We start from the raw sequence: 14003 nt of genomic DNA on the forward strand, positions 1-14003 counted from the left end.
CTTAAACTTCGATCAGAAAGCCACATGAATTGGAATAGCCATTAACATCATTGGTCTATTGTTGTTCTCTATTATTAGTATTATTTCATTGATTAATGCTCAACCCACACGGGGATATAGCGCCAAACATTGTGCAACTCAGCATCCAATAGCTCATAGTTAGGGTCTTTTTCTCCCACTAATTGCCAAAATGCAGCGGAATGATTCATGTGGATGGTGTGGCACAGCTCATGCACAAACACATAATGCACCACATCAGGCGGCAGAAACAGCAGTTTGTAATTGAGGCTAATCGTTTTCTGCTGGGAACAGCTAGCCCAACGAGTTTTTTGGCCTCTAACTGACGCTTTCTCAAACGGTAGTTGAATTTCGTGGCTGACGGTTTGCAACCAAGGCACAAGATGCGTACGAGCCTTGTGAGCGAGCCATTGGCACAACGCTTGATGGCAGAGCCCTGTATGATTAACAGCCCCTCGCACTTGTAGTTTTTGCCCTAACTTTTCCGTTACGGTGACGTGAGGATCAGGGGTAGGGATATATTCTACTTGCCAAGTTTCCGCGATCGCTTGCAGCACAATCTCAGCCACTTGCTGATCAGCAGCAGTGGGAGTTAAAAACTCTTGGTGTGCTTCAAATTGCTGAGCAATCTTATTAATCCACTTCTGCTTGCGTTGCAGAATTTCGGGAATGCGACGGTGATCAAACCCTTTAGGGACGACAATTTCTAACCCATCATGGGGGGAGATTTTGAGGTTAACATGCTTCGCTTTATGGCTTTCTCGAACCTTATAGTCTGGTAGATTCGCCAGTTGCGGTTGAGGCGATCGCGACTTCATGAATCTTCGGAACTATGTTGCTCTAGCCACTGTAGCAGAACTAAAGCGAGAGCGTTGCTAGGGATTGCACGGATGTGAAAGGAAATCGAGCAAGATCTGCTGATGGGGTGCGCCAAGGGGACGCATTTGCTGAGCAATTTCTGAGTAGCGATCGCCTCGTTTGATGTCTTCGATCGTGAAGAAACCAAAATCCCAGCCCTCGCCCAAAACTAGAGCCTCTATCCCAACCGTAAGTGGCCCATGAAAAACATACCGTACCACCTTATCGTCGGCATAAATGCCAAATTTTGATAGTACGGGTGGTTGGTAGCCAATTTCTTCCAGCAATTCTCGCTGCATCGCGTCCTCTGGAGCTTCGCCCGGTTCCAAATGCCCCCCAAAAAAGGCCCAGTAACCAGGGTAAAGAATCCCAGGAATGTCATCCCGTAATTGCATCAGAAATTGATCGCCTTGATGCAAAATAGCGATGGCAACAGCGGGACGAGAGTCGCTAACGACTCCCAGCACATCTTGGTTTTCCAACGGAGCTGAATTAAAAGTCATTGAGGTTATGAATAACTAAGGACGCTAGCTTTACAATTTTGTTTGCTCCTCAATATAAACTTCCCCCAAATTTTGACCGCCAACGGGAATTTGTTGATAACGCACTTTGCCCTTGACCAAAACTGCTTTGCCAGATTTAGGCGCTTGGTTTTGCGTCACAATCCAAATGCTGCCCGTTCGGTCTTGAATCTCGTAAGCTTGCTTTTGCATTAAGGGCACTTGTCGCACCACATTGCCTTGGATATAGACAACGCGATCCATTTGTTGCTGTTGCTGCAATGCCTGAATATTTGTTACATCAACATTGGGCTTGAGGCTGAGCATTCCAGCCCCTGATTGAGGCAAGGGACTGCAACCTACCACACCCGCCACGAGCAGCAAAGCACTAAGTCGAATTGCCTGGATCTTCCCTAGCATGGTCACAATACTCCTAGATGGCCGCGCGATCGCCTAACGAATGAAGTGAAATTTGAGGTGGACGATTACAGGATGAACCAAATCTGAGACACTAAGAAAGCGAATGACTTCACTGTTCTAGCATCGATACAAATGTTTAGAGCAGCTTTAGACTACAGATGTTTCTTAAACTTTGATGCAATCTCACGGCGCTCAACTCATCGACGGTAAAGCTCTCGCCCAAAAAATTCAAGCAGAGCTGGCTCAACAGATCCAGTCGCTTCAGGCTCAGTATGGTCGTCCTCCAGGCTTAGCTGTACTGATGGTAGGCGACAACCCTGCTAGTGCTGCCTATGTCCGAGGTAAAGAGAAAGCCTGTGAAAAGGTGGGCATGGCCTCCTTTGGTCAGCATTTACCTGCGACTACAACCCAGGCAGAACTCGAGAAAATTATTCAAGCCTTAAATCAAGATGAGCGAGTCGATGGCATTCTGATTCAGTTACCACTGCCAGAGCATTTGGATGGGGTGGCGCTGCTGAACCAACTCGACCCCGACAAAGATGCCGATGGCTTGCATCCGGTTAACTTAGGTCGCTTGGTTCGGAGCGAGCCAGGGCTTCGCAGTTGCACGCCTGCGGGTGTGATGGAGCTGTTGAAGGAATATGGAATTGATCCTAAAGGCAAACATGCCGTAGTAATTGGTCGCAGTATTTTGGTCGGCAAACCGATCTCGCTGATGCTTCTAGAAGCCGATGCCACCATCGCGATCGCCCACTCCAAAACGCCAGATCTCGCTTCAGTGATCCGTAGTGCTGACATTGTTGTAGCTGCGGTCGGTCGGCCAGAGATGATTACGGCTGACATGGTGAAACCAGGCGCAGTGGTGATTGATGTGGGGATCAACCGCGTCACCGATGCTGAAGGCAAGAGCCGCTTAGTTGGAGATGTCCACTTTGACTCGGTCAAGTCTGTTGCCAGTGCCATTACCCCAGTTCCGGGCGGTGTTGGCCCCATGACTGTCGCTATGTTGCTGCAAAATACTGTGTGGAGTTATATCCAACGTTATCAAGGCGTGCAACAAGCCCCGTAGAATGTATAGAAGCTGAATGGCTCAGCCTTTGGCAATCTAACCAGTTGTAATGAAGAAAACCTGAGATGACGAGTAGGAGAGAGCTAGGGATGGTCTTGACTGATGAAACGCATTTGTCCCAACCGCAATCCCCTTTTGATCTATCAGCCTATCTGAGCGAATGGCAAGTTCAGGTTGAAGCAGCACTCGACCATTCCATTGAGGTCGTTTACCCTGAGAAGATTTATGAGGCCATGCGTTACTCTTTGATGGCAGGGGGAAAGCGCTTACGCCCGATTTTGTGTCTAGCGACTTGCACCTTGCTCGGCGGCACAGCAGACATGGCAATGCCTACAGCCTGCGCCTTGGAAATGGTGCACACCATGTCCCTAATTCATGATGACCTCCCCGCGATGGATAACGATGATTATCGGCGGGGTAAGCTGACCAACCACAAAGTCTACGGTGAAGATATTGCGATCTTGGCTGGAGACGGGCTACTAGCCTATGCCTTTGAGTTTATTGCTACGCAAACCCAAAACGTACCTGCGGAACAGATTCTTAAAGTGATTGCTCGGCTAGGTCGGGCAGTAGGTGCCGCAGGATTGGTAGGGGGCCAAGTGGTGGATCTAGAGTCTGAAGGACAGCCTGATGTCTCTTTAGAAACGCTCAATTTTATTCATAATCATAAGACCGCCGCTTTACTAGAGGCATCTGTCATTTCCGGGGCTTTGTTGGCAGGAGCCGCAGAAGTAGATCTAGAACGGTTGTCTCGCTATGCCCAAAATATTGGTTTAGCCTTCCAGATCGTTGACGATGTGTTGGATATTACCGCAACCCAGGAAGAGTTGGGTAAAACCGCAGGTAAAGATCTACAAGCTCAGAAAGCGACTTATCCTAGCTTTTGGGGAATTGAAGAATCTCGGAACCAGGCTCAGCGACTGGTGGAATCGGCCAAGTCAGAGTTGGCGACCTACGGTGAAAAAGCCCAACCACTGATGGCGATCGCTGACTTCATCACCGCCCGTACCCATTAAGCCTTCTGTGGCCGTATGTTGGATTTTAGATTTCCTAGTATCAACTCCAAAATCCAAAATCTAAAATCCAAAATCTGATCGACGTTCTCTAACCCAAGCAAACCAACATGCAGGACTTTGCCGACATCCTAGACAACCGGGTGCTGATCGTTGCGCTTGTGTCTTGTCTTGTAGCTCAGGTCTTAAAAGTGATCGTTGAACTTGCTAAAAATCGCAAGTTAAATATTCGCGCTCTTGTAGAGACAGGCGGTATGCCTAGTGCCCACTCTGCTCTAGTAGCAGCCCTGGCAACTGGCGTGGGGCAAACCGTGGGCTGGGCCACGCCAGAGTTTGCGATCGCCTTTATCTTCGCCATTATTGTGATGTACGATGCGGCTGGAGTCCGCCAAGCTGCGGGCAAGCAGGCACGGATCTTGAACCAAATCATTGACGAAGTTCTGCACGAACAATATGAGTTTACAGAAGCACGCCTGAAAGAATTATTAGGTCATACACCCGTACAAGTCTTTGTCGGTTCTGCTTTAGGTGTCGCGATTTCTTGGTTTGCCGTACCCATGTTAGGTCGTGGCGTATAGGAGTTGGGAGTGAGCGATTGCTGATTCATTCGATCGCAACCCTGACTTAATCTGCTGAGAGCGTCACTGTAGGCTTGAGTAAGACCACGCGACGGCTATCTACCAACATGACCCAAAAGCCGCGATCGCTCAAAGTTTGTAGTGTGGCGTTCGCAGTGGTTTGATTGGTGGTATAGCCTGCCAGCAGGTAAGGCCGTTGTCCATAAGAAACCAAGCCTACATCCTGGCTCAGAATTTGCCTGACTTGGGCAGCAATCTCTGGCTGCTCGAAATAATCAACCAAAACTGCATAGCCTGACCCTAAAGGGCGAGGGCTATAAGCTAAATTACTCGAAGTTGAATTTGGAGGGGCTGGCTGTGGCTGAACTGTAGAGCTTGGAGCTTGTGCTGCTTGAACTTCAGGAGGACGAGCCACAGTTGCACTGAAACCGCTCGTTTCCTTAAGATACTGTGCCCAAGCATTAGCAATTCCTAAGCTACTAAAGCCACTAACACGAGTCACCACTTGGTTCTGGTAATCACAAACTGCCAAATCAGCCGTAGCGGGTAAAACTCGCTTTAGCTGTGCTTGCTTGTCTGCTGCTTGTCCAGCTACTAAAAGTAAATACTCCTCGGCCTTGGGTGGTTGGCATGCTGGGTAGCGAGTCTGCCCTATCACCACACTGCCTTTGAACACAACCTCCATCGCAGTTAGCAGAACTAAAGGCAGCAGAATGGTAGGCCATTGCTTCATCAGTGAGAAAAACTCAAGCATGCCAAACAAAGGGATGGATCAACAATTCCATCGTTGAGTGGAGTTTAGGATACCGATGCTAAAGAAGCAAGCGGATCAGGAATAGAAGCACTGGGAGCCTGGAATTCCCCAGTCAAAACAAACTCTAAACGCAGTTTTAGCCAAGTGATAAATTGAGGGTTCGTAGAAATCACCGCAACCGAAGACTGGGGACACTTCGCCTTTGCTGCTGCCAGTTCTGGAGCTTCTAGAAAAGCAGGTTGCTTAACTAACCAAAAATCAATCTCCTTTTCTTGTTCTCGATAATAGCGATGCCGCTCTTCTAGAACTTCATGAAAAGGTTCTTCTTCCAACAAAAAACGCTGACTAGCGACGACGTAATAATATGTTTGCATCTCGAATAATTCCCGTTCTTAAATCACTTGGTTGAAAGTTGCTGGGTTATAGCTCTCCCCGCATGGCTTGCCTCATCTCTCGCACTGCCCGCTCTAACCCAACGAGTGCAGCTCGACTGATGATGGTATGCCCAATGTTGAGTTCTTCCATGCCTTCTAAGCAAGCCACTGGGTAGACATTCCAGTAGGTGAGGCCATGTCCAGCATTGACTCGCAGCCCAGCCGCGATCGCCTGCCGACATCCCTCGGCTAAGATCTCTAGCTCCTTAGCTCGGCTCACTTCATCATGAGCCTCTGCATAACGCCCCGTATGCAACTCAATAAACTTGGCTCCCGTGGCCGCAGAAGCTTGAATTTGAGCGAGGTCAGCATCAATAAACAAACTGACTGGAATGCCAGCATTTTGTAGCTGGGCTACCACTTGCTCCATTCGCTGCCTTTGGGCTGCAATCTCCAACCCACCCTCTGTGGTCACCTCCTCCCGCCGTTCCGGAACCAGAGTCACATAGTCAGGCTTGATGTCGAGGGCGATCGCGACCATTTCATCAGTTGCTGCCATTTCCAAGTTCAAGTGAGTACGTACCGTCTGCCGCAACAGCCGCACGTCTCGATCTTGGATATGCCGTCGATCTTCGCGCAAGTGAACCGTAATGCCATCCGCCCCAGCCAACTCTGCTAAAACAGCCGCCGCTACCGGATCTGGCTCCACCGTTCGACGAGCTTGCCGAATCGTGGCAATGTGGTCAATGTTAACGCCAAGCGTAGGCAAACTAACTCTCTCCCCTACCCAGAACTTCCGTTCTTTATCTTACCTGAAAGGCTAAAGGGCTTACGTTAGCAATCGAGTTTCACAAATTTAAGTTGACGATTTTGAAGGGTGGATATCCTCACACTCAAACTCATGACCCATGTAGGATTAAGCAGAAATGTTTGTGTCTGAGCTTGGAGATACATGTAGCTGGTTAATATTCTCTTCCCACCTGCTGCCATTAAAGGGTGTAATTTGAAACCTTGTCAGCACATCACCATCAAGACACCGGACATTCACGTCGAAATCGTTGGGGTGAGAACGAGGCCGATAAAAAGCATGAATACCACAGGTACGACAGAACAGATGCTTGGCTGTGCCCGTGTTAAAGGTATAAGTGGTGAGTGCCTCAGAACCCGCTAGCAGCGTAAAGTCTTCCGGAGGCACAATCAAATGGAGAAATCCTTTTTTGTGGCAAACTGAGCAGTTACAGTCCACAGCTTCATGACGAGCCACACGCACCTGGAAGCGGACGGCCCCACAGTGGCACCCCCCTCCGTAAGTACTAGCTTCCTGCATGGTCAAATTTAACCTGTATAAAATACGGAGAGATAGAATCTCTTATCCTATTCTCCACATAAAGTTCGGTATTGGCACGAAGCCACTTAGTTAAGCTTCCTGGCTATTTTGATAACAGATGGAACGGCATATCGATCTGAGTTGCGGTTCGGCAAGAATCGGGGCTCTACTAGTTCAGCCTTTGAGCTGAGCTGATGATTGGTTTGCCGATTTTTCATTGAGATCTAGCAGGAATAAATCGTCACTAAGGGGCAACTGCCATGCAGATGGAGAAGCAGAAGCAGCAGCAAATTTTAGGTTATTTCATTGAAGAGGCGAAAGAACACCTCGAAACCCTGGAAAGCGGGCTGCTGGATTTGCGCTCTACAGTGGCAGATTCAGAACGAGTGAATGAGCTATTTCGAGCCGCCCACTCCATCAAAGGGGGGGCAGCGATGCTAGGGTTCACCAGCATTCACAAAATAGGTCACCGCCTAGAGGACTCATTTAAGCTTTTACAAGAGCATCCGATCGCCGTTGATCAACAGCTAGAATCTTTTTTTCTTAAAGGCTTTGATGCTTTGAAGGAATTAGTAGATTATCTTCAAGGGCCGTTTGGTCTGAGAGATGAAGACGCCGACCAGGTTTTGCAGGAGTCAGAACCTGCCTTTATAGAACTGCAAGACTATCTAAATCGCCTCATTGGTGTAGGTGGCAAATCGGCTGTGGCAATGGTTCAACCTAGCAGCACTAAAGCGTCTGCTCAACCACAAGCTCGCTCTGCTAGTTCAGAGAGCAGTTTGACGGCACAAGTCACGGTGGGCTTGAAGCTAATGCTGCAATTGTTTAAGCAAAAAGACTCTGCTGCTAGCCGCCAGCAATTACACGTTTTGTGCGATCGCTTGTTGCAACTAGGCAAAGGAATCAATGCTTGGCAGAACTTAGTCCAAACGGCTCAAGCTGCGATCGCCAATTCCCAAAACTCCTATCAAGTCCTAGCCCCCCTGGTGATCAAGGAGTTAAAGGAAGCAAGTGCTTTAGTACAAACAGGCCGCGCTGATGAAGTGGCACCTAGTCAAAAACTACTACGTCTCACTAGCGCTCCAGAGCCAGTCCGGCGTGCACCTAAGCCTACCCCTGAGCCAACCTCTACAGCAATGTTCATGGAGCCAAGGCTTACTGCCAAAGCACTCATTCAAGCTTTTAACAAACAGCAACTGGTTGAAATCGCTGAGCTTTTGCTGAAAGCTGCTAAATAACCTTCCTAATTTAATTTGACTTACAGTTGTAGGGTTTAATCTAGATTTAGGTTAAACCTTTTTTATTGATTTTCTGGTGGCTCAATTCGGCGATCAACATTGAGACTTTCATAGAAGAAAGGGGGGACGATCGCCATAGAGCAGTCACTCTAAAGACGAGCAATTAAGAACTCGATCGCCAATTACTATGAATGGGAAACAAAAAAGCGATCGCTGAGGGCGTGGAGGGATGCAGTGGTGACAGTGGGATTTATTGGCACAGGATTAATGGGCTTGCCGATGGCGGAGCGGCTACTGGCGGTTAATCTATCGGTCATTGCTTACAACCGTACTTCAGCGAAACTGGAACCGTTAAAAAATGCTGGGGTGGCGATCGCTCAGTCTCCAGTCAAGGTCTTGCAGGAAGCAGAATGTGTGTTGCTGATGCTGGCAGACGCTACTGCTATTCGGGCTGTCCTGTTGTCACCAGAAGCTCGCTCAGCGCTGACAGGACGTACCATCATTCAAATGGGTACGATCGCACCTTCTGAGAGTTGCGCGATCGCCGCAGAAGTTGAGGCTGCGGGAGCAGATTACTTGGAAGCACCGGTGTTGGGCAGCATTCCAGAGGCGCAGGCAGGCAAACTGATTGTAATGGTAGGGAGTTCACCAGAGCAATTCCAACGCTGGCTGAGTCTTTTACAACAACTGGGGCCAGAGCCGCAACTAATCGGTGAGGTGGGAAGTGCAGCAGCCCTCAAGCTAGCGCTAAATCAATTAATTGGCTCTCTGACAACGGCTTTCGCCTTGAGTCTGGGTTTTGTCATACGCCAAGGTGTTGACGTAGAAACCTTCATGAATATTCTGCGAAATAGCGCTTTATATACTCCTACATTCGACAAAAAGTTGCAACGAATGGTGGAACGTAACTATGCTAATCCCAATTTCCCCACTAAACATTTGCTGAAAGATATGAACTTGTTTTTGGGAGAAGCTCAATCATTGGGGTTGAATGCCAATAGTTTAGAGGGAGTTCAAGCGATTTTGGAGATGGCTCAAAAGCTGAATTTGGCGGAAGCAGACTACTCAGCCCTCTTCTCTGCGGTGAGCCCAGAAGACTAACCCAGGAAACTACGGCGATCGCTCACTTTCATTTGGCTGATGTTTGACCCAATAGACTGCCAGCTATCTACGCCATCGGTCAAACTGATCTTCGGAACAACCATTGATATAGGCATTGGAAACCCAGCCATTGAGGGCGCGTACACGCTCAGTGGTTGGGTCTTCAACTCCCACAATCTTGACCCAATTACCTTGCCGATTAAGCGCCCTTACTATACGAGCACGATTGAGCTGGGTCAATACAGGATAGTTGGTGCTAGGCCCACGCCGAATATTGACCTGGTTAGCCGTAATGAATGAGCAAACTGCTGGGTTAGAGTTGCCTACCTCAATCCGAGCCAAATACCTTAGAACTCTTTCCTCAACCCGTTTTCCATTAGGAAATTCAACTGCTAGTACAGGATTAGGAATTTGAGACATAGGCATCTGCAAAACATAGGTATATCCGTTGTTTGTAAACTCGAAGTAGCGCATTTGCCGAGGATCATAATTGACTGCTTCTAGATTCAATCCTTGGCTACCATCTCTTGTGCGGCTCCGGTAGAAGCGTGGAGCAGTTGGGTCACCTTCAGTCCCACAAATGTAGACTAGATAGTTTTTAGTTTCCGCATAGGCTAGAGTACCTCCAGTCCCTCGACCGCAGGTAATATCCCCTTCAATTTCGCTTAAATTGCCAACTCTTAGCTGGGCGATCGCCGGCAAACTGGCAAATGCAACAGCAAGAACGGCAATGGGAACCGACCATAAAGCGATAAATTTCTTAAGGTTCAGCATATGTCAAATACCATTTAAGTTGCTTTTTCAACTAATTCTATCAGGTCTAGCATTTAGCATCTTCTTAAGGAAATTTATCTTTAGTTTTTCTTCTTAGCTTTTCTCCATTCAAGCCAAGGATCTACTTAAAAAACGTGAAAAAACGTATTCAATTCAAAACCAAAACTAATAAATTCATTGACGTTTTGACCAAATAAATAAGTGTTCGAATCAATGATTTACCTTACTTTTTGCAACTCATTCATGACTTTAATTCAAGCTTCTTTAAAAACTTTTTAAGAAAAAATGAAATATGAGCCATAAGCCGTCGCGGAAGCAATGGAGTCTAGGATTCAAGCTAGCTATTCTGTTAGTTGTAATTGTGATCTCTGTTTTGGCAATTCAGTCTTTGAATCTTCAAGTTTGGTTGCCTGTAGCCCTAGGGCGAGTTGAGAGTTTAGGAGTCTGGGCACCGATCGCCTTTATGGGCATTTATGTAGCAGCAACTCTATGCTTGATTCCAGGTTCACTCTTGACTATAGGAGCAGGAGTTTTATTTGGAGTTTTATTAGGCTCAATTTATACGTTTGTGGGAGCTAGTTTAGGGGCGATCGCCGCCTTCTGCGTGAGTAGATACATAGTACGAAAATGGGCACAAAAATGGATAACCAAGCAGATCGAAGGAAGTGAAAAGTTTCAAGCAGTGAATCAAGCCGTAGCGAGAGAGGGCTTCAGGATTGTACTGCTAACTCGGCTCTCCCCAGTCTTACCGTTTACCTGGTTGAATTATGCGTTTGGTCTCAGTCAGGTATCTTTGCGAGATTATGCCCTAGGCTGCTTAGGCATGATTCCTGCCACTGTTATGTATGTCTACATCGGTTCACTATTGGGTGACTTAGCTGCATTGGTGAGTGGTGTTACAGCGCGATCGCGGACTTTGGCTGAAGTGATACTCCTAAGTGTAGGCCTAGTTGCAACGGTGGTTGTCACTCTCTACATCACTCAAATTGCCCGAAAAGCCTTAGAGGAAAAAGCCTTATGAAGGAGAACTCTCATGTCCCATGCCAGCGTTGAACCCGTAACCGTGCTGCCTGAGGATGCATACAACCAAGCTTTAGTAGAGCAGGTACACCCTCCTAATTGGGAGAATCCACAACCCGCTGCTAGTTATAACTTGGTCGTCATTGGTGGTGGAACAGCAGGACTAGTAGCGGCGGCTGGGGCGGCTGGTTTAGGGGCCAAAGTAGCACTAGTCGAAAAGCACTTGATGGGGGGAGATTGCCTAAATGTAGGCTGTGTCCCTTCTAAATGCATGATTCGCTCTGCACGTGTGGTAGCAGATCTCAAAGCAGCAGAACAATATGGTATCCACGTACCAGAGGATGTAGAAGTTAATTTTTCTGGAGTGATGGAGCGGTTGAGACGGCTCCGGGCGGAAATTAGCCCTCACGATTCAGCTCAACGCTTTCAGGAACTGGGAGTAGATGTGTTTCTCGGAGCAGCTAAGTTTGCAGATGCTAATAGCATAGAAGTGGCAGGCCAAACTCTACGGTTTAAGCAGGCAGTGATTGCTACAGGCACTCGTCCCATCGAACCCGCAATTCCGGGCTTAGCCGAAGCAGGTTATTTGACCAATGAAAATGTTTTCTCCTTGACTCAGCGCCCACAGCGTTTAGCAGTGGTAGGTGGTGGCCCTATTGGTTGTGAGCTAGCCCAAACCTTTCGACGCTTAGGTTCTGAGGTGGTGTTGTTCCACAAGCATTCTCACCTACTCGATCGCGAGGACGAGAGTGCATCTGAGATTATTCAACGCACCTTTATTGCTGAGGGCGTTCAGTTGGTCTTATCAGCTCAAGTTCAACGAGTTGAAGCAGCTGATGGAGGTAAGGTAATCCATTACGAAAGTGAGGGCCAAGCGGGTTCGCTCATGGTAGATGAAATCTTAGTGGGGGCGGGGCGCGTTCCCAATGTGGAGGGCTTGGAGTTGGAGCGCGTGGGTGTGAAGTATGACCAGCATCAAGGCGTGTGGGTGAATGACCACCTCCAAACCACTAATTCTCGTATTTATGCCGCAGGCGATATTTGTATGGATTGGAAATTTACCCATGCGGCTGATGCAGCGGCCCGAATCGTGATTCAGAACGCTCTATTCTTGGGACGCAAAAAGCTGAGTTCGCTCACCATGCCCTGGGTAACTTACACTGACCCAGAAATCGCTCATGTGGGTTTGTACGAGCAGCAGGCCCAAGCTCAAGGTATTAAGCTCGATACGTACTTAGTGCCTTTAGAAGAAGTCGATCGCGCGATCGCAGATGGTGAAACCGCAGGATTTGCCAAAATCCACGTCAAGCACGGTAGTGACAAAATTGTGGGCGCAACCATCGTGGCTCGCCATGCGGGAGAGATGATTAGTGAGGTGACCTTGGCAATGGTGGGAAACTTGGGGCTAAAGGCGATCGCCACAACCATTCATCCCTATCCCACCCAAGCAGAGGTAATTCGCAAAGTTGCAGATGCTTATAACCGTACCCGCTTGACTCCGACGGTCAAAAAACTTTTTTCTACCTGGCTGGCTTGGCGACGCTAATAAATTAGAGCACAAAAAATTTAGGGCGCAAATGTCTGCGCCCCGAAGGTATGTAGCTATCCCTGAAATTCTAAATCAGCAGCTTTCAACTCACTTGAATTACTGCTTAGAAGCATCTGGCTTAGTAGTTGCATCGGTGCTAGCAGCAGAAGCGTCTTGAGCCGCATCCTTAGCAGTATCAGCAGCCTTGTCAGCATCTTGAGCCGCATCCTTAGCAGTATCAGCCGCCTTGTCAGCATCTTGAGCTGCTTTGTCAGCTTCAGCAGGATTCGCAGTAGTATCAGCCGTACCAGCAGCAGGGCTAGCTTCAGTTGCAGCGCCATCCGTGCTAGGAGTGGTGGTGTTAGTTTCTGAGGAGCAGCCGATCAGAGCGCCAAAACTGAGGGTAGCAACAGCGGCTAAAGTGGCTAGGTACTTAGCTTTCATAAAACTTTCCAACGAGTTAGGACAGAAGTGCGATCGCCCTAGGCAGGACCGGGCTTAGCTATTATTAAGGCCTACAAGAATGAGTTTTCGCTGAGAAGCAGGTGGGTATCTGCTAAGAAAAAAGCGTAGGAGAGCAATATGGGGTTTTACTCGGCAGTGATTTTTCCTCAACTACTAGATTGGGGCATGTCTCACCCAGCTTTGGCGCAGTATCGCCAAGAACTACTCGCTGAGGTGCAAGGAGACATCTTAGAAATTGGTTTTGGCACAGGATTAAATCTGCAATACTACCCCAGCCATGTCCACAAAATTACAACCGTGGATGTGAATCCAGGTGTCAGTGCTTTAGCCCAGAAACGCATTCAAGATGCCGCGATCGCCGTCGATCATCACCTATTAAATGGTGAAAATCTGCCAATGGCCGACAACACATTTGATAGTGTAGTCAGCACTTGGACCTTGTGTAGTATTGCCAAAGTCAATCAAGCCTTGCAGGAAATTCACCGTGTACTCAAGCCCGAAGGCAAATTTTTCTTTGTTGAGCATGGGTTAAGTGAAGACCCTCAAGTCCAAGTTTGGCAAAATCGCCTGACTCCTCTACAAAAGGTGATTGGAGATGGTTGTCACCTCAACCGTCAGATGCAGCAGTTAATAGAAGTCAGCAACTTTAAAGTTTTGAAATTAGAAAAGTTTTATAGCAACGGCCTACCTAAAATAGGCGGCTACATGTACAAAGGGATAGCCGTCAAAGCTTGAGGAAAGATGGGAATAGCTGAATAGCTCAACATCTTTGCGATCGCCAGCGTGAGCAAAATCAACTAGCTTCCCTGAACCTAGCAGCGATCGCCCTAAGAGCACTACTACTAGTCAGTCAATTATTAGTTGACGGGTAAAGTCGATGCAGTTTTATCCTGGCATCTGCGGTCGTAAATCGCCAATCAATCCAGGTCTTCTCTTGATTGCGCTCCTCTTGCCAAGCTTCTACTT

At 48.0% G+C, this 14003-nt stretch carries 17 protein-coding genes; 8 read left to right on the forward strand and 9 right to left on the reverse strand.

The genetic code is table 11. From position 1 onward, the window contains the following. Nucleotides 1-92 precede the first annotated feature (92 nt). Genes KME12_15530 through KME12_15540 form a run of 3 tightly spaced genes read right to left on the reverse strand, consistent with a single transcriptional unit; the run spans nt 93 to nt 1796 of the window. A complete protein-coding gene (locus KME12_15530) occupies nt 93-836 on the reverse strand; it encodes a M48 family metallopeptidase (GenBank protein ID MBW4489200.1) in 744 nt (247 codons plus the stop codon). Nucleotides 837-893: 57 nt separating this feature from the next. Beyond that, nucleotides 894-1379 carry an NUDIX hydrolase gene (locus KME12_15535; GenBank protein MBW4489201.1) on the reverse strand — a complete coding sequence of 162 codons (486 nt, stop codon included), beginning with the start codon at nt 1377-1379 and terminating at the stop codon, nt 894-896. A gap of 30 nt (nt 1380-1409) precedes the next feature. Continuing rightward, nucleotides 1410-1796 carry a hypothetical protein gene (locus tag KME12_15540; GenBank protein ID MBW4489202.1) on the reverse strand — a complete coding sequence of 129 codons (387 nt, stop codon included), beginning with the start codon at nt 1794-1796 and terminating at the stop codon, nt 1410-1412. Between the two features lie 175 nt (nt 1797-1971). On the opposite strand from KME12_15540, the gene folD reads away from it, so the two are divergent. The 3 genes from folD (at nt 1972) to KME12_15555 (ending at nt 4456) form a co-directional block, all read left to right on the forward strand. Next, nucleotides 1972-2865 carry a bifunctional methylenetetrahydrofolate dehydrogenase/methenyltetrahydrofolate cyclohydrolase FolD gene (folD, locus tag KME12_15545; protein MBW4489203.1) on the forward strand — a complete coding sequence of 298 codons (894 nt, stop codon included), beginning with the start codon at nt 1972-1974 and terminating at the stop codon, nt 2863-2865. Nucleotides 2866-2954: 89 nt separating this feature from the next. Then, nucleotides 2955-3881 (forward strand): polyprenyl synthetase family protein, encoded by a 927-nt coding sequence (locus KME12_15550; protein ID MBW4489204.1) that lies wholly within the window; start codon nt 2955-2957, stop codon nt 3879-3881. 107 nt (nt 3882-3988) lie between these two features. After that, complete coding sequence (locus tag KME12_15555; protein MBW4489205.1) at nt 3989-4456, forward strand: divergent PAP2 family protein; 468 nt, start codon at nt 3989-3991, stop codon at nt 4454-4456. A gap of 46 nt (nt 4457-4502) precedes the next feature. Here the strand turns inward: KME12_15555 and KME12_15560 are convergent, their stop codons facing one another. From KME12_15560 to KME12_15575, 4 genes are all read right to left on the reverse strand, one after another. Next, complete coding sequence (locus tag KME12_15560) at nt 4503-5189, reverse strand: hypothetical protein (protein MBW4489206.1); 687 nt, start codon at nt 5187-5189, stop codon at nt 4503-4505. Between the two features lie 65 nt (nt 5190-5254). After that, entirely contained in the window at nt 5255-5584 is a 330-nt protein-coding gene (locus tag KME12_15565; GenBank protein MBW4489207.1) for a DUF2488 family protein, read from the reverse strand. A 46-nt stretch (nt 5585-5630) separates the two neighbouring features. Further along, the gene (locus KME12_15570) at nt 5631-6353 is read right to left on the reverse strand and encodes a pyridoxine 5'-phosphate synthase (protein MBW4489208.1); all 723 of its coding nucleotides are present in this window, start codon (nt 6351-6353) and stop codon (nt 5631-5633) included. A 147-nt stretch (nt 6354-6500) separates the two neighbouring features. Beyond that, entirely contained in the window at nt 6501-6911 is a 411-nt protein-coding gene (locus tag KME12_15575) for a GFA family protein (GenBank protein MBW4489209.1), read from the reverse strand. A gap of 266 nt (nt 6912-7177) precedes the next feature. On the opposite strand from KME12_15575, the gene KME12_15580 reads away from it, so the two are divergent. Together KME12_15580 and KME12_15585 are read left to right on the forward strand one after the other, a co-directional pair. Further along, complete coding sequence (locus KME12_15580; protein ID MBW4489210.1) at nt 7178-8149, forward strand: Hpt domain-containing protein; 972 nt, start codon at nt 7178-7180, stop codon at nt 8147-8149. A gap of 234 nt (nt 8150-8383) precedes the next feature. Then, entirely contained in the window at nt 8384-9250 is an 867-nt protein-coding gene (locus KME12_15585) for an NAD(P)-dependent oxidoreductase (protein ID MBW4489211.1), read from the forward strand. A 63-nt stretch (nt 9251-9313) separates the two neighbouring features. Here KME12_15585 and KME12_15590 read toward each other — a convergent pair whose 3' ends face one another. Beyond that, nucleotides 9314-10024 (reverse strand): SH3 domain-containing protein, encoded by a 711-nt coding sequence (locus KME12_15590; protein MBW4489212.1) that lies wholly within the window; start codon nt 10022-10024, stop codon nt 9314-9316. Between the two features lie 292 nt (nt 10025-10316). On the opposite strand from KME12_15590, the gene KME12_15595 reads away from it, so the two are divergent. Both KME12_15595 and KME12_15600 read left to right on the forward strand, forming a co-directional pair. Then, nucleotides 10317-11045 (forward strand): TVP38/TMEM64 family protein, encoded by a 729-nt coding sequence (locus tag KME12_15595; protein MBW4489213.1) that lies wholly within the window; start codon nt 10317-10319, stop codon nt 11043-11045. Nucleotides 11046-11057: 12 nt separating this feature from the next. After that, nucleotides 11058-12590, forward strand: coding sequence for a mercuric reductase (locus tag KME12_15600; GenBank protein ID MBW4489214.1), 1533 nt, complete (start codon nt 11058-11060; stop codon nt 12588-12590). Nucleotides 12591-12689: 99 nt separating this feature from the next. Here the strand turns inward: KME12_15600 and KME12_15605 are convergent, their stop codons facing one another. After that, nucleotides 12690-13016, reverse strand: a complete 327-nt coding sequence (locus tag KME12_15605) for a hypothetical protein (GenBank protein MBW4489215.1) — start codon at nt 13014-13016, stop codon at nt 12690-12692. A gap of 138 nt (nt 13017-13154) precedes the next feature. On the opposite strand from KME12_15605, the gene KME12_15610 reads away from it, so the two are divergent. Further along, on the forward strand, nt 13155-13772 hold the full coding sequence (locus KME12_15610) for a class I SAM-dependent methyltransferase (GenBank protein MBW4489216.1): 618 nt from the start codon (nt 13155-13157) through the stop codon (nt 13770-13772). The last annotated feature ends 231 nt before the right edge of the window (nt 13773-14003 follow it).

The organism is Trichocoleus desertorum ATA4-8-CV12 (assembly GCA_019358975.1).
In the GTDB taxonomy this organism is placed as follows: Bacteria; Cyanobacteriota; Cyanobacteriia; order FACHB-46; family FACHB-46; genus Trichocoleus; species Trichocoleus desertorum_A.

Excerpts from the sequence above, each read along its gene's own strand:
- KME12_15575 (MBW4489209.1), bottom strand. The coding sequence starts at position 6,911 with ATGCAGGAAGCTAGTACTTACGGAGGGGGGTGCCACTGTGGGGCCGTC.
- KME12_15535 (MBW4489201.1), bottom strand. The coding sequence starts at position 1,379 with ATGACTTTTAATTCAGCTCCGTTGGAAAACCAAGATGTGCTGGGAGTC.
- KME12_15550 (MBW4489204.1), top strand. The coding sequence starts at position 2,955 with ATGGTCTTGACTGATGAAACGCATTTGTCCCAACCGCAATCCCCTTTT.
- KME12_15605 (MBW4489215.1), bottom strand. The coding sequence starts at position 13,016 with ATGAAAGCTAAGTACCTAGCCACTTTAGCCGCTGTTGCTACCCTCAGT.
- KME12_15540 (MBW4489202.1), bottom strand. The coding sequence starts at position 1,796 with ATGCTAGGGAAGATCCAGGCAATTCGACTTAGTGCTTTGCTGCTCGTG.
- KME12_15595 (MBW4489213.1), top strand. The coding sequence starts at position 10,317 with ATGAGCCATAAGCCGTCGCGGAAGCAATGGAGTCTAGGATTCAAGCTA.
- KME12_15560 (MBW4489206.1), bottom strand. The coding sequence starts at position 5,189 with ATGAAGCAATGGCCTACCATTCTGCTGCCTTTAGTTCTGCTAACTGCG.
- KME12_15590 (MBW4489212.1), bottom strand. The coding sequence starts at position 10,024 with ATGCTGAACCTTAAGAAATTTATCGCTTTATGGTCGGTTCCCATTGCC.
- KME12_15610 (MBW4489216.1), top strand. The coding sequence starts at position 13,155 with ATGGGGTTTTACTCGGCAGTGATTTTTCCTCAACTACTAGATTGGGGC.
- KME12_15580 (MBW4489210.1), top strand. The coding sequence starts at position 7,178 with ATGGAGAAGCAGAAGCAGCAGCAAATTTTAGGTTATTTCATTGAAGAG.
- KME12_15530 (MBW4489200.1), bottom strand. The coding sequence starts at position 836 with ATGAAGTCGCGATCGCCTCAACCGCAACTGGCGAATCTACCAGACTAT.
- KME12_15555 (MBW4489205.1), top strand. The coding sequence starts at position 3,989 with ATGCAGGACTTTGCCGACATCCTAGACAACCGGGTGCTGATCGTTGCG.
- KME12_15600 (MBW4489214.1), top strand. The coding sequence starts at position 11,058 with ATGTCCCATGCCAGCGTTGAACCCGTAACCGTGCTGCCTGAGGATGCA.
- KME12_15565 (MBW4489207.1), bottom strand. The coding sequence starts at position 5,584 with ATGCAAACATATTATTACGTCGTCGCTAGTCAGCGTTTTTTGTTGGAA.
- folD (MBW4489203.1), top strand. The coding sequence starts at position 1,972 with ATGCAATCTCACGGCGCTCAACTCATCGACGGTAAAGCTCTCGCCCAA.